A 16,693-nucleotide genomic window follows, 5' to 3' on the forward strand; every position below is an offset into this window, starting at 1 on the left:
AAAATATGCCAACAGGTGATGGAAATGCAGATAAAACGCACGATAGAGAAAATCCCGGGGGGGATGATGCTCATCCCGCTGTTCCTTGGCGCACTGTGTCATACTTTCTCGCCGGGGGCGGGGAAATATTTTGGATCATTCACTAACGGGATGATTACTGGCACGGTGCCTATCCTGGCGGTGTGGTTTTTCTGCATGGGGGCGTCTATCAAATTAAGCGCGACGGGAACAGTGTTGCGTAAATCCGGTACGCTGGTGATAACCAAAATTGCCGTTGCGTGGGTGGTTGCGGCCATTGCTTCGCGCATTATTCCTGAGCACGGTGTCGAAGTTGGATTTTTTGCCGGGCTTTCAACGCTGGCGCTGGTGGCGGCAATGGACATGACCAACGGCGGTCTGTATGCCTCTATCATGCAACAGTACGGCACCAAAGAAGAGGCCGGGGCATTTGTGTTGATGTCGCTGGAATCTGGTCCGCTAATGACGATGATTATTCTGGGAACCGCCGGGATTGCTTCGTTTGAACCGCATGTTTTCGTTGGCGCAGTATTGCCGTTCCTGGTGGGGTTCGCGCTGGGGAACCTTGATTCTGAATTGCGCGAGTTTTTTAGCAAAGCGGTGCAGACGCTGATTCCGTTCTTTGCCTTCGCGCTGGGCAATACCATTGATTTAACCGTGATTGCCCAGACCGGTTTGTTGGGGATCCTGTTGGGTGTGGCGGTGATTATCGTGACCGGTATTCCGTTGATTATTGCCGATAAATTGATTGGCGGTGGCGATGGCACTGCCGGAATTGCCGCCTCCAGTTCTGCCGGGGCCGCGGTGGCAACGCCGGTACTGATTGCGGAAATGATCCCGGCCTTTAAACCGATGGCGCCTGCGGCAACTTCGTTGGTGGCGACGGCGGTAATTGTGACGTCGATTCTGGTGCCAATTCTTACCTCTGTCTGGTCACGTAAAGCCAAAGCCAGAGCGGCGAAGATCGAAATTCTGGGTACGGTGAAATAACCTCTCTTATTCCATATCATCGCCGGATGAATTGACGTTCATCCGGCGTTTTACCTTAAATAACAAATACCTCATCAATCGTCCGACATTCGCTTTCTGTTAACTCCCCACCGGCATTGCGCGACACTCCTGTGCAGTAACCAAACTTACGTGATACCACCGTCTTGATGGTAGTGACAAAATCTTCACCGATGGCGTAGATGGACATATAAGTACCAATCTGTTGCTGAATATCTTGTAAAGCTGCCAGGTCGCCGCGTTTGAAGGCTTCGCGGGCTTCGACAAACAGCTCTGGCATAACGTTATTTAAGCCAGAGATTATCCCCGCACCGCCAGCCAGCAAATTAGGAATGAAATATTCGTCATACCCCGAAAGCACCGCAAAATCAGGACGCACAGCCTGAGTTGCCTGAATCATGCTGCGGGTGTGTGACTGGCAATCGACGGTATCTTTAATTCCGGCAAACTCAGGAAACTCACTCGCCAGTGTGGCGACCAGGTCTGGGGTTAAATCACAACCGGTCCGCGCCGGGAAGTTATATGCGAACCATTTGCCCTGTAATTCGCGACCCAGGTGACGGAAATAGCTTAATAATTGCTTTGCCGTTTGGCTGTAGTAGTAAGGCGGGAGGATCATCACCGCATCGTAGCCAACGCGATACGCTTCTTGCGCCATAACCAGCACATCATGTGTGCATGTGGATGAGACGTTGGCCACCATTTTTAGCTTGCTCATGGCTCGTGCTTCACGAATAAGCATGAGCCTCTCTTCCAGGGTGAAGGAGGCAAACTCACCAATGCTTCCCATTAGCAATATCACATCGATATTAGCGTCAGTGAGTCGCTGCAGATGCTGCTTCAATCCGTTAAGGTCTACATTCCCGTCTTTATCCATCGGCGTGATGGAAGGACACCAGACGCCAGAAAACAGTGATTTATCAGCCACGCTGTAAACTCCTCATAATGAAATGGTGTTTCAAAAACATCTCATTGATAACATGTCTACAGTTTTGTCATGTGAACCGTGCTCTCATTTTGCGCGCCTGACGTAAAATAAATATTGTCTAATGGGGAAATTTCTCGGTGGAGAGGGAACAGATGCGATATCCGGTTGATGTATACACAGGCAACATTCGGGATTATCCGGAAAGCCGTCCAAGTGCAATTGCGAAAATCCAGGTCGATGGCGAGTTAATGTTGACAGAACTGGGGCTGGAAGGCGACGAACAGGCAGAGAAAAAGATTCACGGTGGGCCAGACAGGGCGCTGTGTCATTATCCTCGCGAGCATTATCTCTACTGGGCGCGGGAATTTCCGGAACAGGCAGAGTTGTTTGTTGCACCTGCGTTTGGTGAAAACCTCTCAACCGACGGCCTGACGGAAAGTAATGTTTTTATAGGTGATATTTTCCGCTGGGGAGAGGCGTTGATTCAGGTCACCCAGCCGCGCTCTCCGTGCTACAAACTCAATTACCACTTTGATATCAGTGATATAGCTCAGTTGATGCAAAACACGGGTAAAGTCGGCTGGCTATATAGCGTGATTGCGCCGGGGCTGGTATCTGCTGATGCGCCGCTGGAGTTGGTTTCCCGCGTTAGCGATGTGACCGTGCAAGAGGCTGCCGCCATCGCATGGCATATGCCGTTTGATGATGAGCAGTATCACCGCTTGCTTTCCGCAGCCGGGCTATCGAAAAGCTGGACGCGGACGATGCAGAAACGCCGACTTAGCGGCAAGATTGAAGATAATTCGCGGCGGTTGTGGGGGAAATAACCCCCGGAGAGTAGGCCTGATAAGACGCGACCAGCGTCGCATCAGGCGTCATGCTCAAATGCCGGATGCGGCGTAAACGTCTTATCTGGCCACAAATGCTGCCCTTTGCGTAGTAGAGAGTAGGCCTGATAAGACGCTATCAGCGTCGCATCAGGCATCATGCTCAGACGCCGGATGCGGCGTAAACGCCTTATCCGATCTACAAAAGCGGAGTTTAACTCCGCTTATACAGCGGCAGCCAAATCACCAGACGTAAACCGCCCAGCGGGCTGTCTTCCGCTTTCACCCAACCACGGTGCTGCTGAATGGCGGTTTCGACAATCGCCAGCCCCAAACCTGTACCGCCAGATTCACGATCGCGCGCTTCATCTGTACGATAGAACGGGCGGAAAATCTGTTCGCGATCTTCCGGGCTAACGCCTGGACCATCGTCGTCCACAGTAATGGTGATACCGTCTTTATCTACCGCAAAGCCCACTTCAATCTTCGTATGGGAATAACGCAGAGCATTACGCACAATGTTTTCCAGCGCACTTTCCAGGGCGTTCGGGTTGCCGTACAGCGGCCACGGCCCTGGCGGGAAGTTAACCGTAAACGACTTGCCCATCTGTTCCGCTTCGAATGCCGCGTTATCCAGCACTTCGTTCCATAACTGGTTGGCTTTGATTGTCTCGCTCACCAGCGCGTTTTTCTGCTGATTACGTGACATCACCAACAGGTCGTTGATCATGCTGTCCAGACGCTGGGCTTCGGTTTCAATACGCTCCAGTTCCTTGCTTTCACCACTACGACGACGCAGTAACGCCGTACCCAGTTGCAGACGCGTCAGCGGCGTGCGTAGCTCGTGAGAGATATCAGAAAGCAGGCGCTGCTGGGAGGTCATCATGCGTTCCAGTGCGGTCACCATCTGGTTAAAACTGGCACCTGCGGCAAGAAATTCTTGTGGCCCCGCTTCCAGTTCCGGATGCTGGCGTAAGTTCCCCTGGGCAACTTCATCGGCAGCGTTTTTCAGCTTACGCGCCGGTTTTGCCAGGCTCCAGGCCAACCACAACAGCAGCGGCGTACTGACCAGCATGGTGACAATCAGCAGTAATAGCGGGCGGTCAAACAGTAAGTTTATGAAATCGGATTGAGAACTGCTGGCCGGGCGAATCAGATACAGTTGGTAATTATCTTCGCCATCACGCACGGAGAACGGACCCACCAGTTCCACGCGACCATACTTTTTCTTCTGCGGATGATCGGCGTTATCGGCCTGACCAATAAAGTTGCGAATGATCTGCATTTCGCTGCGTTCAGCGCCGATCACGCGGCCTTCAGTGGTCACCAGTAATAAACGCTGGCCTGGTGGCGCCCACTTATCAATGGCCCGGAACAGGCGACGCCACCACATTAAATCGTTGGGTGGATCGTTCGCCAGTTCCGCTTCGACATGCTGCTCAATCATCAGCCCCTGACGCTGTTCGCTATCCAGAAGCTCGGTCATCTGGCGTGAATCGAGCTTGGGTAACATCAAAACCAGCATCAACACCAGCGCCAGCGTCAGCCAGAAGATGGCGAAGATGCGCGCGGTTAAGCTGCCTATCATGAAGCGGAAACCATCAGATAGCCGCGACCACGCAATGTTTTAAACCACGGATGACCGTCTTTACGATCCGGCAGCTTACGACGCAGGTTGGAAATATGCATATCGATAGCACGGTCGAAAGGCGTCAGGCGTTTGCCCAGTACTTCCTGGCTTAAATGCTCGCGAGAAACCACCTGACCCAGATGCTGCGCCAGTAGGTAGAGCAGGGTAAATTCAGTACCGGTTAACTCCAGTGTTTGCCCGTCGAAGCTGGCTTCCTGACGGCCTGGATTCAGCACTAAGGCGTCAACTTCCAGCGTCGGCGAACCGTTATCGCTGTTCTGCTGTTGCTCGCTCCAGTGCGAACGGCGCAGGATCGCGCGAATACGCGCAACCAGTTCACGGTCGTTAAACGGTTTCGGGAGATAGTCATCCGCACCCAGCTCAAGGCCGAGGACGCGATCAAGTTCACTGCCGCGAGCCGTCAACATAATGACTGGCGTCTGGTGTGTCTGGCGAAGTGCTTTCAGCGTATCGATACCATTTTTCTTCGGCATCATCACATCAAGCAAAAGTAAATCAATGCTGTCGTCCAGAAGAGCAAGCGCCTGTTCCCCATCGTGGGCAACAATCACGTTGAAGCCTTCCATCTCGAGCAGCTCCTTTAACAGGGATGTCAGCTCTCGGTCATCATCAACTAACAGGATTTTATTCATTGTTTAAATACCTCCGAGGCAGAAATTACGTCATCAGACGTCGCTAATCCATGACTTTACGTTGTTTTACACCCCCTGACGCATGTTTGCAGCCTGAATCGTAAACTCTCTATCGTTGAATCGCGACAGAAAGATTTGGGAGCAAATGATGCGCATAGTTACCGCTGCCGTCATGGCCTCAACGCTGGCAGTCAGTTCATTAAGCCACGCTGCTGAAGTCGGTTCAGGCGATAACTGGCATCCGGGAGAAGAACTTACGCAGCGCAGTACGCAGAGCCATATGTTCGACGGCATAAGTTTAACCGAACATCAGCGTCAGCAGATGCGAGATCTTATGCAACAGGCCCGGCACGAACAGCCACCTGTTAATGTTAGCGAACTGGAGACAATGCATCGCCTTGTCACCGCAGAAAATTTTGATGAAAACGCTGTGCGCGCACAGGCAGAAAAAATGGCGAACGAGCAAATAGCTCGTCAGGTTGAGATGGCAAAAGTCCGCAACCAAATGTATCGCCTGTTAACGCCGGAGCAGCAAGCGGTTTTAAACAAGAAACATCAACAACGAATGGAACAGTTGCGCGACGTGACGCAATGGCAAAAAAGTTCATCGTTGAAGCTATTGAGTAGTAGCAACTCACGTTCCCAGTAGTAAACCCTGTTTTCCTTGCCATAGACACCATCCCTGTCTTCCCCCACATGATGTGGGGGTTTTTTTTATCCGCAATTTGCCTGTTACTTGATGCATTGCAGATGATTTGCATCCGTTATACTACCGTCAGTTGATAGCGGGAGTATTTATGAATCAATCTTATGGGCAGCTGGTCAGTCGGGCAGCGATTGCTGCAACGGCGATGGCTTCGCTGTTATTACTGATTAAAATTTTTGCATGGTGGTATACCGGATCAGTGAGTATTCTCGCTGCGCTGGTGGATTCGCTGGTGGATATCGGTGCGTCATTAACTAACTTATTGGTCGTGCGTTACTCACTGCAACCTGCCGACGATAATCACTCCTTTGGTCACGGTAAAGCTGAATCGCTCGCCGCGCTGGCGCAAAGTATGTTTATCTCCGGCTCCGCGCTGTTCCTGTTTTTGACCGGTATTCAGCATTTGGTTTCTCCGACACCGATGAAAGACCCGGGTGTTGGGGTTATCGTGACTATTGTGGCGCTAATTTGTACGATTATTCTTGTCTCGTTTCAGCGTTGGGTCGTTCGCCGGACGCAAAGCCAGGCAGTGCGGGCAGATATGCTACATTATCAGTCTGATGTTATGATGAACGGCGCGATTTTGCTGGCGCTGGGATTGTCCTGGTACGGCTGGCATCGTGCTGATGCCCTGTTTGCTTTGGGAATCGGCATCTATATTTTATATAGCGCGTTACGCATGGGGTATGAGGCGGTCCAGTCATTATTGGATCGCGCGCTGCCCGATGGCGAACGACAGGAAATTATTGATATCGTGACTTCCTGGCCGGGAGTTAGCGGCGCTCACGATCTTCGCACGCGGCAGTCAGGGCCGACCCGCTTTATTCAGATTCATTTGGAAATGGAAGACTCTCTGCCTTTGGTTCAGGCACATATGGTGGCGGATCAGGTAGAGCAGGCTATTTTACGGCGTTTTCCGGGTTCAGATGTGATTATCCATCAGGATCCTTGTTCTGTCGTACCCAGGGAGAGTAAACGGTCTACGCTTTCATAATCCGTACAAAAGAGAGCCAGACCCGCATTTTGTGTATAAAATACCGCCATTTGGCCTGACCTGAATCAATTCAGCAGGAAGTGATTGTTATACTATTTGTACATTCGTTGGATCACTTCGATGTGCAAGAAGACTTCCGGCAACAGATTTCATTTTGCATTCCAAAGTTCAGAGGTAGTCATGATTAAGAAAATCGGTGTGTTGACAAGCGGCGGTGATGCGCCAGGCATGAACGCCGCAATTCGCGGGGTTGTTCGTTCTGCGCTGACAGAAGGTCTGGAAGTAATGGGTATTTATGACGGCTATCTGGGTCTGTATGAAGACCGTATGGTACAGCTAGACCGTTACAGCGTGTCTGACATGATCAACCGTGGTGGTACATTCCTCGGTTCTGCGCGCTTCCCGGAATTCCGCGACGAGAACATCCGCGCCGTGGCTATCGAAAACCTGAAAAAACGTGGTATCGACGCGCTGGTGGTTATCGGCGGTGACGGTTCCTACATGGGGGCAATGCGTCTGACCGAAATGGGCTTCCCGTGCATCGGCCTGCCGGGCACCATCGACAACGACATCAAAGGTACTGACTACACCATTGGTTTCTTCACGGCATTGAGCACCGTTGTTGAAGCTATCGACCGTCTGCGTGACACCTCTTCTTCTCACCAACGTATTTCCGTGGTGGAAGTGATGGGCCGCTACTGTGGCGATCTGACTCTGGCTGCGGCTATTGCTGGTGGCTGTGAATTCGTTGTGGTTCCGGAAGTTGAATTCAGCCGTGACGATCTGGTAAACGAAATCAAAGCCGGTATCGCGAAAGGTAAAAAACACGCGATTGTGGCGATCACTGAACATATGTGTGACGTCGACGAGCTGGCACACTTCATCGAAAAAGAAACTGGTCGTGAAACCCGCGCAACTGTGCTGGGCCACATCCAGCGTGGTGGTTCCCCGGTACCTTACGACCGTATTCTGGCTTCCCGTATGGGGGCTTACGCTATCGATCTGCTGCTGGCAGGCTACGGTGGTCGTTGCGTAGGTATTCAGAACGAACAACTGGTTCACCATGACATCATCGATGCTATCGAAAACATGAAGCGTCCGTTCAAAGGTGACTGGCTGGACTGCGCGAAAAAACTGTATTAATGATTTCGGAAAAAGGCAGATTTCTTTAGCCTGAAACCGATGACAGAGGCAAAAATGCCTGATGCGCTTCGCTTATCAGGCCTACATGAATTCTGCAATCTATTGAGTTTGCAAGCTTTTGTAGGCCGGATAAGGCGTTCACGCCGCATCCGGCATGAACAAAGCGCACTTTGTCAGCAATATGAGGCGGATTTCTTCCGCCTTTTTAACTCCCCCATATATACCCGCAAGTTATATCCAATCTTTTTTTATTCTTTAATGTTTGAATCCCTTTCTGGCACGCTTTGTTCATCACAACACAACATAAGAGAGCCGGGCGATGAACAAGTGGGGCGTAGGGTTAACTTTATTACTGGCAGCGACCAGCGTTATGGCAAAGGATATTCAGCTTCTTAACGTTTCGTATGATCCAACGCGGGAACTGTACGAACAGTACAACAAAGCCTTCAGCGCCCACTGGAAACAGCAAACCGGCGATAACGTGGTGATTCGCCAGTCGCACGGCGGTTCGGGTAAACAGGCGACGTCGGTAATCAATGGCATAGAAGCTGATGTCGTCACGCTGGCGCTAGCCTATGACGTGGATGCCATTGCTGAACGTGGTCGTATCGATAAAGAGTGGATCAAGCGTCTGCCGGATAACTCCGCACCTTATACTTCTACCATTGTCTTCCTGGTGCGCAAGGGCAATCCAAAGCAGATTCACGACTGGAACGATTTGATTAAGCCTGGTGTTTCGGTGATCACCCCGAACCCGAAAAGTTCTGGTGGTGCTCGCTGGAACTACCTGGCCGCCTGGGGCTACGCCTTGCATCACAACAACAACGATCAGGCAAAAGCGCAGGAATTCGTGCAGTCGTTGTATAAAAACGTCGAAGTACTGGATTCCGGTGCGCGCGGTTCAACGAATACCTTTGTTGAGCGCGGCATTGGCGACGTGCTGATTGCCTGGGAAAACGAAGCTCTGCTGGCGGCGAATGAACTGGGGAAAGATAAATTCGAAATCGTCACGCCGAGCGAGTCTATTCTCGCAGAGCCTACGGTGTCAGTTGTCGATAAAGTGGTAGAGAAAAAAGGCACTAAAGAGGTGGCGGAAGCTTACCTGAACTATCTCTACTCGCCAGAAGGCCAAGAGATTGCGGCTAAAAACTACTATCGTCCGCGCGATCCTCAGGTAGCGAAAAAATATGAAAATGCCTTTCCGAAGCTGAAGTTATTCACCATTGATGAAGAGTTCGGTGGCTGGACGAAAGCGCAAAAAGAGCATTTCTCTAACGGCGGTACGTTTGACCAAATCAGCAAACGTTAATTTTGTTGAAGGCAATCGGACCCGGTGGCATCTCGCGACCGGGTTTTTTATTTGTCACGATTTTGCGTTACCCTTGCATCTCTTTGAGGTACAGGGAAAAAAAGATGAAAAAAGCAGGTCTTCTTTTTTTAGCGATGATGGTTATCGCTGTTGCTGCTACAGGCATTGGTTACTGGAAATTGACCGGTGAAGAGTCGGACACGTTGCGCCAGATTGCCCTTGAGCAATGTTTACCCAACCAGCAGCAAAACCAAAGCCCTTCGCCATGTGCGGAAGTCAAACCCAATGCCGGATATGTGGTTTTAAAAGACCTCAACGGTCCTCTGCAATATTTGTTGATGCCAACGTATCGTATTAACGGCACTGAAAGTCCATTGTTAACCGATCCTTCAACGCCTAATTTCTTCTGGTTAGCCTGGCAGGCGCGTGATTTTATGAGCAAAAAATACGGCCAGCCAGTCCCCGATCGCGCGGTATCTCTGGCGATTAACTCCCGTACCGGGCGCACGCAAAACCATTTTCATATCCATATCTCTTGTATTCGTCCTGATGTGCGCGAACAACTGGATAATAATCTGGCGAATATCAGCACCCGTTGGTTACCGCTGCCCGGAGGGCTGCGTGGGCATGAATACCTGGCACGTAGGGTAACTGAAAGCGAGCTGGTAAAACGGAGTCCGTTTATGATGCTGGCAGAAGAAGTGCCAGAGGCACGGGAACATATGGGCAGTTACGCGCTGGCGATGGTGCGGCAGAGTGATAACTCGTTTGTATTGCTGGCGACGCAGCGCAATCTGCTGACGCTGAATCGTGCTTCAGCCGAGGAACTTCAGGATCATCAGTGTGAGATTTTGCGTTAAAGCGAGGAGTTGTTGAGGAAAGCTAAGTGCCGGATGCGATATCCGGCACCAGTCAGACTTAAGCCTGTTTAGCCGCTTCTGCAGCTTTAACGATCACTGCGAAGGCGTCAGCTTTCAGAGAAGCACCGCCAACCAGCGCACCGTCGATGTCCGGCTGAGCGAACAGTTCTGCGGCGTTAGACGCGTTTACAGAACCGCCGTACTGGATGATCACTTGTTCAGCGATGTTAGCGTCAACTTTAGCGATGTGGTCACGGATAAATTTGTGAACAGCCTGAGCCTGCGCCGGAGTTGCAGATTTGCCAGTACCGATTGCCCATACTGGTTCGTAAGCGATTACCGCACCTTCGAATGCCGCAGCACCCTGAGTTTTCAGTACCGCGTCGATCTGACGTGCGCAAACTTCTTCAGTTTTGCCCGCTTCGTTTTCAGCTTCGGTTTCACCGATGCACAGAACCGGAGTCAGACCCTGCTCTTTCAGCACCGCGAATTTTTTCGCGATCAGTTCGTCAGACTCTTTGTGGTAAGTACGACGTTCAGAGTGACCGATGATGATGTACTGTGCGCCGATGTCTTTCAGCATAGCAGCAGAGGTTTCACCAGTGAATGCGCCGGACAGGTTCAGATCCACGTTCTGCGCACCCAGCATGATGTGGCTGCCTTCAGCTTCACGCTTCGCCATATCGATGTACATTTCTGGTGGCGCGATTGCAACGCCACAGCCATCAACGCCTGCCAGCTCTTTACGCAGGTTAGAAACCAGCTCATGAACCATGTGGCGGCTGCCGTTCAGTTTCCAGTTACCCATCACTAAAGGATGTCGCATTTTAATTCTCCACGCTTATAAGCGAATAAAGGAAGATGGCCGCCCCGCGGGGCAGCAGGTCTGTGAAACAGTATAGAGATTCATCACTGGAAAGGCTTTGCTTTTTGTCATTTATTCAACCCTTCAAGCGATTCAGATAGCGCCAGCTTAATCGGTTCAACAGCGAAGGTCAGTCCCTTTTCGCCGTTGTCCGCGACAACATAGCGCAGTGCGCCTTCTGTCTCTGTGTAATAACGTTTGTTTTTCCCCGCAGTAAGGAGCGACTGTAGCTTTTTCTGGCTTTGTGTTTTGGTCATCAGCGGGGTGAGTGTGCGGATCACCGCCGCCATGTATTCATGAGCTTTTGCTTTGGCGGCTTTTTGCTCTGGTCCCTGGATTGGTAGCCAGGTAATTTGAATGCTTTTGATTTTTAAAGTGCCACGCTCCAGCGCCGTAGAGGCATACAAGTTCTCGTTAATTTTACTGGCGGCGCGAGTCAGATTGGCTTTGTCGGGGCTGCTGTCGATGGCGCGAAACTCGTTCAGTGGCAGGTTGGGGTTCTGGCTGTTAAAGTTTTCTCGAAACTGGCTGATGGAGAGATCGAAGGTAGGGGCGCCAGCAAGCAGATAGGGCGCAGTGGTCGCCGTACCTGGTGTTTGTGCATGCACCGTTGTGCTAACGGCTGATGCAGAACATAAGAGAAAAAACAGCGTAAACCCTGGCTTCATCGACAGTACCTTTTGTTATGACTGGCTCCGATTAAAACGATATCTGTCTCCCTTGTCAAAAGGGTAGAATCCTGGAAAAGACAACCATCAAGGAACTTACATGACCATACAGCAATGGTTATTCTCGTTTAAAGGGCGTATTGGGCGCCGTGATTTCTGGATTTGGATTGGCCTCTGGTTCGTTGGCATGCTGGTGCTTTTCTCACTGGCAGGTAAAAACTTACTCGATATCCAGACCGCCGCGTTTTGCCTGGTGTGCTTACTTTGGCCGACAGCGGCAGTAACGGTCAAACGACTGCACGATCGCGGGCGTTCCGGCGCATGGGCATTTTTAATGATTGTAGCGTGGATGCTGCTGGCGGGTAACTGGGCGATTTTACCAGGCGTCTGGCAATGGACGGTGGGGCGTTTTGTCCCGACGTTGATTCTGGTGATGATGCTTATTGATCTTGGCGCATTTGTCGGTACGCAGGGCGAAAATAAATTTGGCAAAGATACTCTGGATGTGAAGTATAAAGCCGACAATAAATCAAGTAATTAACCTTTAATATATCTTTTATTGCTATTTTTTTCCGGGATCGTTATTTCCACGCTGGAAATGACAATGCCCGGAAAATCCTCCTCATTTCCTCACCTTAAGCAATATCAAAAAAAATGGTAATCCATAAGATCATTACTTGTTTGTTCTTCTCTTAACGGCGCATTATTCTTAAGTCGTAATCGACAGAGAGGCGAATATACAGAGGTGCCCTATGAAAGATGTCGTAGATAAATGCAGTACTAAAGGATGTGCGATTGATATCGGTACGGTGATTGATAACGACAACTGTACCAGTAAGTTTTCGCGCTTTTTTGCCACCCGCGAAGAAGCAGAGTCCTTTATGACCAAACTGAAAGAGCTTGCCGCCACTGCATCCTCTGCGGATGAAGGGGCCAGCGTGGCCTATAAGATTAAGGACCTGGAGGGGCAAGTTGAGCTTGATGCGGCCTTCACCTTCTCATGCCAGGCCGAGATGATTATTTTTGAGTTATCCCTGCGTTCGTTAGCTTGATGGAGTCGCTTTAGAAGGAGTTAAACATGGCTTATAAACACATTGGCGTGGCAATTTCCGGAAATGAAGAAGATGCCTTACTGGTGAACAAAGCCCTGGATCTCGCCAGACATAATGACGCTCACCTGACATTGATTCATATTGATGATGGCTTAAGCGAGTTGTATCCGGGCATTTACTTCCCTGCAACAGAAGATATTCTTCAACTATTGAAAGATAAGTCAGATAACAAGCTGTATAAACTGACGAAAAATATTCAGTGGCCGAAGACCAAACTGCGTATTGAACGCGGAGAAATGCCGGAAACACTGCTTGAAATTCTGCAACAAGAGCAGTGCGACCTCCTTGTCTGTGGGCATCACCACTCATTTATCAACCGTTTGATGCCAGCATACCGCGGGATGATCAATAAGTTGAATGCGGACCTGCTCATCGTGCCGTTTATCGATAAGTAACCGCTTACCAGTAATGCTCCGCTGTCATGTGGCCCGGTCGACGACGTAAATGTTTCGTCATCTGCCGGGTTTCTTTTAGCAGCTGTTGCGTATCGCGCACCATTTGCGGATTACCACAGAGCATCACATGACTGGTTTCTTTATCCATTGGTAGGCCAACCGCGTTTTCCAGTTCGCCGCTTTCAATTAACGCCGGTATTCGCCCGGTGAGCGAACCCGCAGCCGTTTCCCGACTGACCACCGTCTGAATGCGCAGTTTCCCTTTGTAGCGTTTTTCCAGTTCTTGCATCAGCGGCAGATAGCTTAAGTCGGCGGCATATCGTGCGGCGTGAACCAGCACCAGGTTTTTGAAGCGATCTAAATCTTTGCCCAATTGCAGAATTGATAAATAAGGGCCAATCGCTGTACCGGTTGCCAGCATCCACAGTGTTTCGCAGTCCGGCACTTCATCCAGCACAAAGAAGCCAGCCGCCTCGCTAACCACTTGCACTTCGTCACCCGGTTTTAGCGCCGCCAGTCGCGGGCTTAATTTGCCATCGGGAACGGTGACCAGGTAAAACTCCAGATCGGGATTATCGGGCGAGTTAACGTAGGAGTAAGCGCGCTGGACGCGTTCGCCGTCAATTTCGAGGCCAAGTTTAGTGAATTGCCCGGCGGTAAACGGAAGCACGGGAGCGTGAACGGTGAGACTAAACAGGGCGTCGGTCCAGTTCTGCACTTTAGTGACTTTGCCTGTTACCCAATCAGCCATGTTTTTCTCCTGTTTTGATTGACTTGCCTTATCTTCGTTCTCCGAACAAAAAAATTCCAGTCCCGAAGGACTGGAAGGCTCAATCGATCAAATCACTCAGAGAATGTGCACCTGCATATCCGGGTCTTTACGATCCAGATAGTGAATCGACTGAATGCGACGAATAGTGCGGGATTTACCACGGATCAGCAGCGTTTCGGTAGTGGCGATATTGCCTTTGCGGCTAATACCTTCCAGTAGATCGCCCTTAGTGATACCGGTTGCGGAAAAGATGACGTTATCGCTGCGCGCCATATCGCCCAGACGCAACACTTTACCCGCTTCGATGCCCATTGCTTTGCAGCGTGCCAGTTCCTGTTCACCAATGCGGCGATTTTCTGCGTTGTCGCCTTTGACATCATGACGCGCCAGCAGACGGCCATTCATATCGCCATCTAACGCTCGAATCACCGCCGCAGAAACCACGCCTTCCGGCGCGCCGCCAATGCCGTACAGCACGTCAACTTCGCTGTCTGGCATACAGGTGAGAATTGAGGCCGCAACATCGCCATCCGGAATCGCAAACACGCGCACGCCGAGTTGCTGCATTTCTGCGATAACGGCATCGTGGCGCGGTTTCGCCAGAATCGTTACCGTCAGTTCGCTCAATGGTTTGCCGAGCGCCGCGGCAACATTGCGCAGGTTATCCGCCAACGGCAGATTCAGGTCAATGGTGCCCTTAGCCCCCGGTCCGACGATCAGCTTTTCCATATACATATCTGGCGCGTTGAGGAAGCAGCCTTTATCGCCTACAGCCAGCACCGCCAGCGCGTTAGCCTGGCCCATCGCCGTCATGCGCGTGCCTTCAATCGGATCAACAGCAATATCCACTGCATCACCGCGACCAGTACCGACTTTTTCACCAATGTAGAGCATCGGTGCTTCGTCGATTTCACCTTCACCAATGACGATAGTGCCGTCAATGTTGACCTGGTTGAGCATAATGCGCATGGCGTTAACCGCTGCGCCGTCAGCGGTATTTTTATCGCCGCGTCCTAACCATTTGTAGCCAGCCAGCGCCGCAGATTCGGTGACGCGGGAAAATTCGATGGCAAGTTCTCGTCTCATAGCAAACTCTAAGCAGTAAGGAATGGCGCGAAGTGTAGCACAGGGGAGGGAGCGGATTATTGATGTGTGCGGGGGTTGCCCCCGCACGGTTTCAGAGTCTGTGTGATGCCGGATATGTATCCGGCTCGTAGGCCTGATAAGACGCGTCAGCGCCGCATCAGGCGATCAGCATCAGACAATCGGTTCAGGTGCCTGACATTACTCGTCGTGTTCTTCCCAGGCCATCGCGCGTTTGACCGCTTTTTTCCAGCCAGCGTAACGGTAATTACGCTCGGTAGTTTCGATGCCAGGACGGAACTCGCGTTCAATCACTGCTTTCTCTTGCAGTTCGTCGAGATTTTGCCAGAAGCCAACCGCCAGACCAGCAAGATAGGCCGCACCCAACGCAGTCACTTCGCGAACTTCCGGGCGCTCAACGCGCGTGCCGAGAATATCGGACTGGAACTGCATCAGGAAGTTATTTGCCACCGCGCCACCGTCCACGCGCAGGGCGTGCAGACGAATGCCTGAGTCGGCCTGCATTGCTTCCAGCACGTCACGCGTCTGATAGGCAATAGACTCCAGCGTCGCACGGATGATGTGGTTGGCGTTCACCCCACGAGTTAAGCCGAAAATGGCCCCGCGCGCATACGGATCCCAGTAGGGCGCACCCAGTCCGGTAAACGCCGGAACGACATACACACCGTTGGTGTTTTGTACTTTAGTTGCAAAGTATTCGGAATCGTAGGCGTCGTTAATCAACTTCATTTCATCGCGTAGCCACTGAATGGAGGCGCCCGCCATAAACACCGCACCTTCCAGCGCGTAGTTTACTTCTCCGCTCGGGCCACAGGCGATGGTGGTCAGCAGACCGTTTTCTGATTTCACTGCTTTCTCGCCGGTGTTCATCAGCATAAAGCAGCCGGTACCGTAGGTATTCTTCGCCATCCCTTCTTTCACGCACAACTGGCCGAAGAGTGCCGCCTGCTGGTCGCCCGCAATCCCGGCGATCGGAATACGCGTGCCGCCTTTGCCGCCAATGTTGGTCTGACCGTACACTTCGGAAGAACGACGTACTTCTGGCAGCATCTCACGCGGGATATCCAGCGCGTCGAGCATTTTGTCGTCCCAGTCCAGAGTATGGATGTTGAATAACATGGTACGAGACGCATTAGTGTAATCAGTGACGTGAACGCGGCCCTGAGTCATTTTCCAGATAAGCCAGGTATCAACCGTACCAAACAGCAGTTCACCACGGCGTGCACGCTCGCGGGAACCTTCCACATGGTCGAGGATCCACTTCACTTTGGTGCCAGAGAAGTACGGGTCAATCACCAGACCGGTGTTGTTACGAATGTACTCTTCCATGCCGTCACGCTTGAGATGCTCACAGATCTCGGCGGTACGACGGCACTGCCAGACAATAGCGTTATAGATAGGCTTGCCGGTTTCTTTTTCCCAGACGATGGTGGTTTCACGCTGGTTCGTAATACCGATAGCTGCAATTTGATCGGAATTAATATCTGCTTTCGCCAGCACTTCTACCAGTGTGGAGCTTTGGGTGGCCCAGATTTCCATCGGGTCGTGTTCTACCCAGCCTGGTTTTGGGTAAATTTGCTCAAATTCGCGCTGTGACACGCTAATGATATTGGCATCGTGATCCATCACGACCGCGCGGGAGCTGGTGGTGCCCTGGTCGAGCGCAACGATATATTTTTTTTCAGTCATGTTTAATTGTCC

Annotated in this window: 18 protein-coding genes; 10 read left to right on the forward strand and 8 right to left on the reverse strand. The window is 51.3% G+C overall.

Features of this window, described 5'->3' with window-relative positions; translation table 11 throughout:
• Positions 1 to 24: 24 nt before the first annotated feature.
• Positions 25 to 1,008 carry a 2-keto-3-deoxygluconate transporter gene (gene kdgT, locus FEK50_RS00955; protein ID WP_131161561.1) on the forward strand — a complete coding sequence of 328 codons (984 nt, stop codon included), beginning with the start codon at positions 25 to 27 and terminating at the stop codon, positions 1,006 to 1,008.
• Between the two features lie 55 nt (positions 1,009 to 1,063).
• On the opposite strand, the gene FEK50_RS00960 is transcribed toward kdgT, so the two are convergent.
• Complete coding sequence (locus FEK50_RS00960) at positions 1,064 to 1,954, reverse strand: dihydrodipicolinate synthase family protein (RefSeq protein ID WP_131161562.1); 891 nt, start codon at positions 1,952 to 1,954, stop codon at positions 1,064 to 1,066.
• A 152-nt stretch (positions 1,955 to 2,106) separates the two neighbouring features.
• Between FEK50_RS00960 and yiiM the strand changes: the two genes are divergently transcribed.
• The gene (gene yiiM, locus FEK50_RS00965; protein ID WP_131161563.1) at positions 2,107 to 2,781 is read left to right on the forward strand and encodes a 6-hydroxyaminopurine reductase; all 675 of its coding nucleotides are present in this window, start codon (positions 2,107 to 2,109) and stop codon (positions 2,779 to 2,781) included.
• A 214-nt stretch (positions 2,782 to 2,995) separates the two neighbouring features.
• Here yiiM and cpxA read toward each other — a convergent pair whose 3' ends face one another.
• Both cpxA and cpxR read right to left on the reverse strand, forming a co-directional pair.
• Positions 2,996 to 4,369, reverse strand: coding sequence for an envelope stress sensor histidine kinase CpxA (gene cpxA, locus FEK50_RS00970; protein WP_000580414.1), 1,374 nt, complete (start codon positions 4,367 to 4,369; stop codon positions 2,996 to 2,998).
• The gene (cpxR, locus tag FEK50_RS00975; protein WP_130206632.1) at positions 4,366 to 5,064 is read right to left on the reverse strand and encodes an envelope stress response regulator transcription factor CpxR; all 699 of its coding nucleotides are present in this window, start codon (positions 5,062 to 5,064) and stop codon (positions 4,366 to 4,368) included. The genes cpxA and cpxR overlap by 4 nt, the downstream gene beginning before the upstream one ends.
• Positions 5,065 to 5,212: 148 nt before the next feature.
• Here cpxR and cpxP point away from each other — a divergent pair, with 148 nt between their 5' ends.
• The 5 genes from cpxP (at position 5,213) to cdh (ending at position 10,076) form a co-directional block, all read left to right on the forward strand.
• Positions 5,213 to 5,713 carry a cell-envelope stress modulator CpxP gene (gene cpxP, locus FEK50_RS00980; RefSeq protein ID WP_130206850.1) on the forward strand — a complete coding sequence of 167 codons (501 nt, stop codon included), beginning with the start codon at positions 5,213 to 5,215 and terminating at the stop codon, positions 5,711 to 5,713.
• Positions 5,714 to 5,861: 148 nt separating this feature from the next.
• Entirely contained in the window at positions 5,862 to 6,764 is a 903-nt protein-coding gene (gene fieF / locus FEK50_RS00985; protein ID WP_064530279.1) for a CDF family cation-efflux transporter FieF, read from the forward strand.
• A 180-nt stretch (positions 6,765 to 6,944) separates the two neighbouring features.
• Positions 6,945 to 7,907, forward strand: coding sequence for a 6-phosphofructokinase (gene pfkA / locus FEK50_RS00990; RefSeq protein WP_032185626.1), 963 nt, complete (start codon positions 6,945 to 6,947; stop codon positions 7,905 to 7,907).
• A 319-nt stretch (positions 7,908 to 8,226) separates the two neighbouring features.
• Positions 8,227 to 9,216, forward strand: coding sequence for a sulfate/thiosulfate ABC transporter substrate-binding protein Sbp (sbp, locus tag FEK50_RS00995; protein ID WP_130215254.1), 990 nt, complete (start codon positions 8,227 to 8,229; stop codon positions 9,214 to 9,216).
• A gap of 104 nt (positions 9,217 to 9,320) precedes the next feature.
• Entirely contained in the window at positions 9,321 to 10,076 is a 756-nt protein-coding gene (gene cdh / locus FEK50_RS01000; protein ID WP_131161564.1) for a CDP-diacylglycerol diphosphatase, read from the forward strand.
• A gap of 58 nt (positions 10,077 to 10,134) precedes the next feature.
• Here the strand turns inward: cdh and tpiA are convergent, their stop codons facing one another.
• Together tpiA and FEK50_RS01010 are read right to left on the reverse strand one after the other, a co-directional pair.
• Complete coding sequence (gene tpiA / locus FEK50_RS01005) at positions 10,135 to 10,902, reverse strand: triose-phosphate isomerase (protein ID WP_130206626.1); 768 nt, start codon at positions 10,900 to 10,902, stop codon at positions 10,135 to 10,137.
• 107 nt (positions 10,903 to 11,009) lie between these two features.
• The gene (locus FEK50_RS01010; protein ID WP_130206624.1) at positions 11,010 to 11,609 is read right to left on the reverse strand and encodes a YiiQ family protein; all 600 of its coding nucleotides are present in this window, start codon (positions 11,607 to 11,609) and stop codon (positions 11,010 to 11,012) included.
• A gap of 100 nt (positions 11,610 to 11,709) precedes the next feature.
• Between FEK50_RS01010 and FEK50_RS01015 the strand changes: the two genes are divergently transcribed.
• The 3 genes from FEK50_RS01015 (at position 11,710) to uspD (ending at position 13,116) form a co-directional block, all read left to right on the forward strand.
• Positions 11,710 to 12,150: a DUF805 domain-containing protein gene (locus tag FEK50_RS01015; protein ID WP_064530283.1), complete on the forward strand. Its 441-nt coding sequence runs from the start codon at positions 11,710 to 11,712 to the stop codon at positions 12,148 to 12,150.
• Positions 12,151 to 12,361: 211 nt separating this feature from the next.
• Complete coding sequence (locus FEK50_RS01020; RefSeq protein ID WP_032204720.1) at positions 12,362 to 12,661, forward strand: DUF406 domain-containing protein; 300 nt, start codon at positions 12,362 to 12,364, stop codon at positions 12,659 to 12,661.
• Positions 12,662 to 12,687: 26 nt separating this feature from the next.
• Complete coding sequence (uspD, locus tag FEK50_RS01025; protein ID WP_130206622.1) at positions 12,688 to 13,116, forward strand: universal stress protein UspD; 429 nt, start codon at positions 12,688 to 12,690, stop codon at positions 13,114 to 13,116.
• 4 nt (positions 13,117 to 13,120) lie between these two features.
• On the opposite strand, the gene fpr is transcribed toward uspD, so the two are convergent.
• From fpr to glpK, 3 genes are all read right to left on the reverse strand, one after another.
• The gene (fpr, locus tag FEK50_RS01030) at positions 13,121 to 13,867 is read right to left on the reverse strand and encodes a ferredoxin--NADP(+) reductase (RefSeq protein ID WP_130206620.1); all 747 of its coding nucleotides are present in this window, start codon (positions 13,865 to 13,867) and stop codon (positions 13,121 to 13,123) included.
• A gap of 96 nt (positions 13,868 to 13,963) precedes the next feature.
• Complete coding sequence (gene glpX / locus FEK50_RS01035; RefSeq protein WP_131161565.1) at positions 13,964 to 14,974, reverse strand: class II fructose-bisphosphatase; 1,011 nt, start codon at positions 14,972 to 14,974, stop codon at positions 13,964 to 13,966.
• A gap of 198 nt (positions 14,975 to 15,172) precedes the next feature.
• On the reverse strand, positions 15,173 to 16,681 hold the full coding sequence (glpK, locus tag FEK50_RS01040; RefSeq protein WP_130206616.1) for a glycerol kinase GlpK: 1,509 nt from the start codon (positions 16,679 to 16,681) through the stop codon (positions 15,173 to 15,175).
• Positions 16,682 to 16,693 lie beyond the last annotated feature (12 nt).

Source organism: Escherichia sp. E2586 (genome assembly GCF_005781105.1).
Lineage (GTDB): Bacteria > Pseudomonadota > Gammaproteobacteria > Enterobacterales > Enterobacteriaceae > Escherichia.

Bases quoted from the DNA above. Each gene is read 5' to 3' on its own strand.
- kdgT (WP_131161561.1), top strand. From the start codon at position 25: ATGCAGATAAAACGCACGATAGAGAAAATCCCGGGGGGGATGATGCTC.
- yiiM (WP_131161563.1), top strand. From the start codon at position 2,107: ATGCGATATCCGGTTGATGTATACACAGGCAACATTCGGGATTATCCG.
- cpxA (WP_000580414.1), bottom strand. From the start codon at position 4,369: ATGATAGGCAGCTTAACCGCGCGCATCTTCGCCATCTTCTGGCTGACG.
- cpxR (WP_130206632.1), bottom strand. From the start codon at position 5,064: ATGAATAAAATCCTGTTAGTTGATGATGACCGAGAGCTGACATCCCTG.
- cpxP (WP_130206850.1), top strand. From the start codon at position 5,213: ATGCGCATAGTTACCGCTGCCGTCATGGCCTCAACGCTGGCAGTCAGT.
- fieF (WP_064530279.1), top strand. From the start codon at position 5,862: ATGAATCAATCTTATGGGCAGCTGGTCAGTCGGGCAGCGATTGCTGCA.
- pfkA (WP_032185626.1), top strand. From the start codon at position 6,945: ATGATTAAGAAAATCGGTGTGTTGACAAGCGGCGGTGATGCGCCAGGC.
- sbp (WP_130215254.1), top strand. From the start codon at position 8,227: ATGAACAAGTGGGGCGTAGGGTTAACTTTATTACTGGCAGCGACCAGC.
- cdh (WP_131161564.1), top strand. From the start codon at position 9,321: ATGAAAAAAGCAGGTCTTCTTTTTTTAGCGATGATGGTTATCGCTGTT.
- tpiA (WP_130206626.1), bottom strand. From the start codon at position 10,902: ATGCGACATCCTTTAGTGATGGGTAACTGGAAACTGAACGGCAGCCGC.
- FEK50_RS01010 (WP_130206624.1), bottom strand. From the start codon at position 11,609: ATGAAGCCAGGGTTTACGCTGTTTTTTCTCTTATGTTCTGCATCAGCC.
- FEK50_RS01015 (WP_064530283.1), top strand. From the start codon at position 11,710: ATGACCATACAGCAATGGTTATTCTCGTTTAAAGGGCGTATTGGGCGC.
- FEK50_RS01020 (WP_032204720.1), top strand. From the start codon at position 12,362: ATGAAAGATGTCGTAGATAAATGCAGTACTAAAGGATGTGCGATTGAT.
- uspD (WP_130206622.1), top strand. From the start codon at position 12,688: ATGGCTTATAAACACATTGGCGTGGCAATTTCCGGAAATGAAGAAGAT.
- fpr (WP_130206620.1), bottom strand. From the start codon at position 13,867: ATGGCTGATTGGGTAACAGGCAAAGTCACTAAAGTGCAGAACTGGACC.
- glpX (WP_131161565.1), bottom strand. From the start codon at position 14,974: ATGAGACGAGAACTTGCCATCGAATTTTCCCGCGTCACCGAATCTGCG.
- glpK (WP_130206616.1), bottom strand. From the start codon at position 16,681: ATGACTGAAAAAAAATATATCGTTGCGCTCGACCAGGGCACCACCAGC.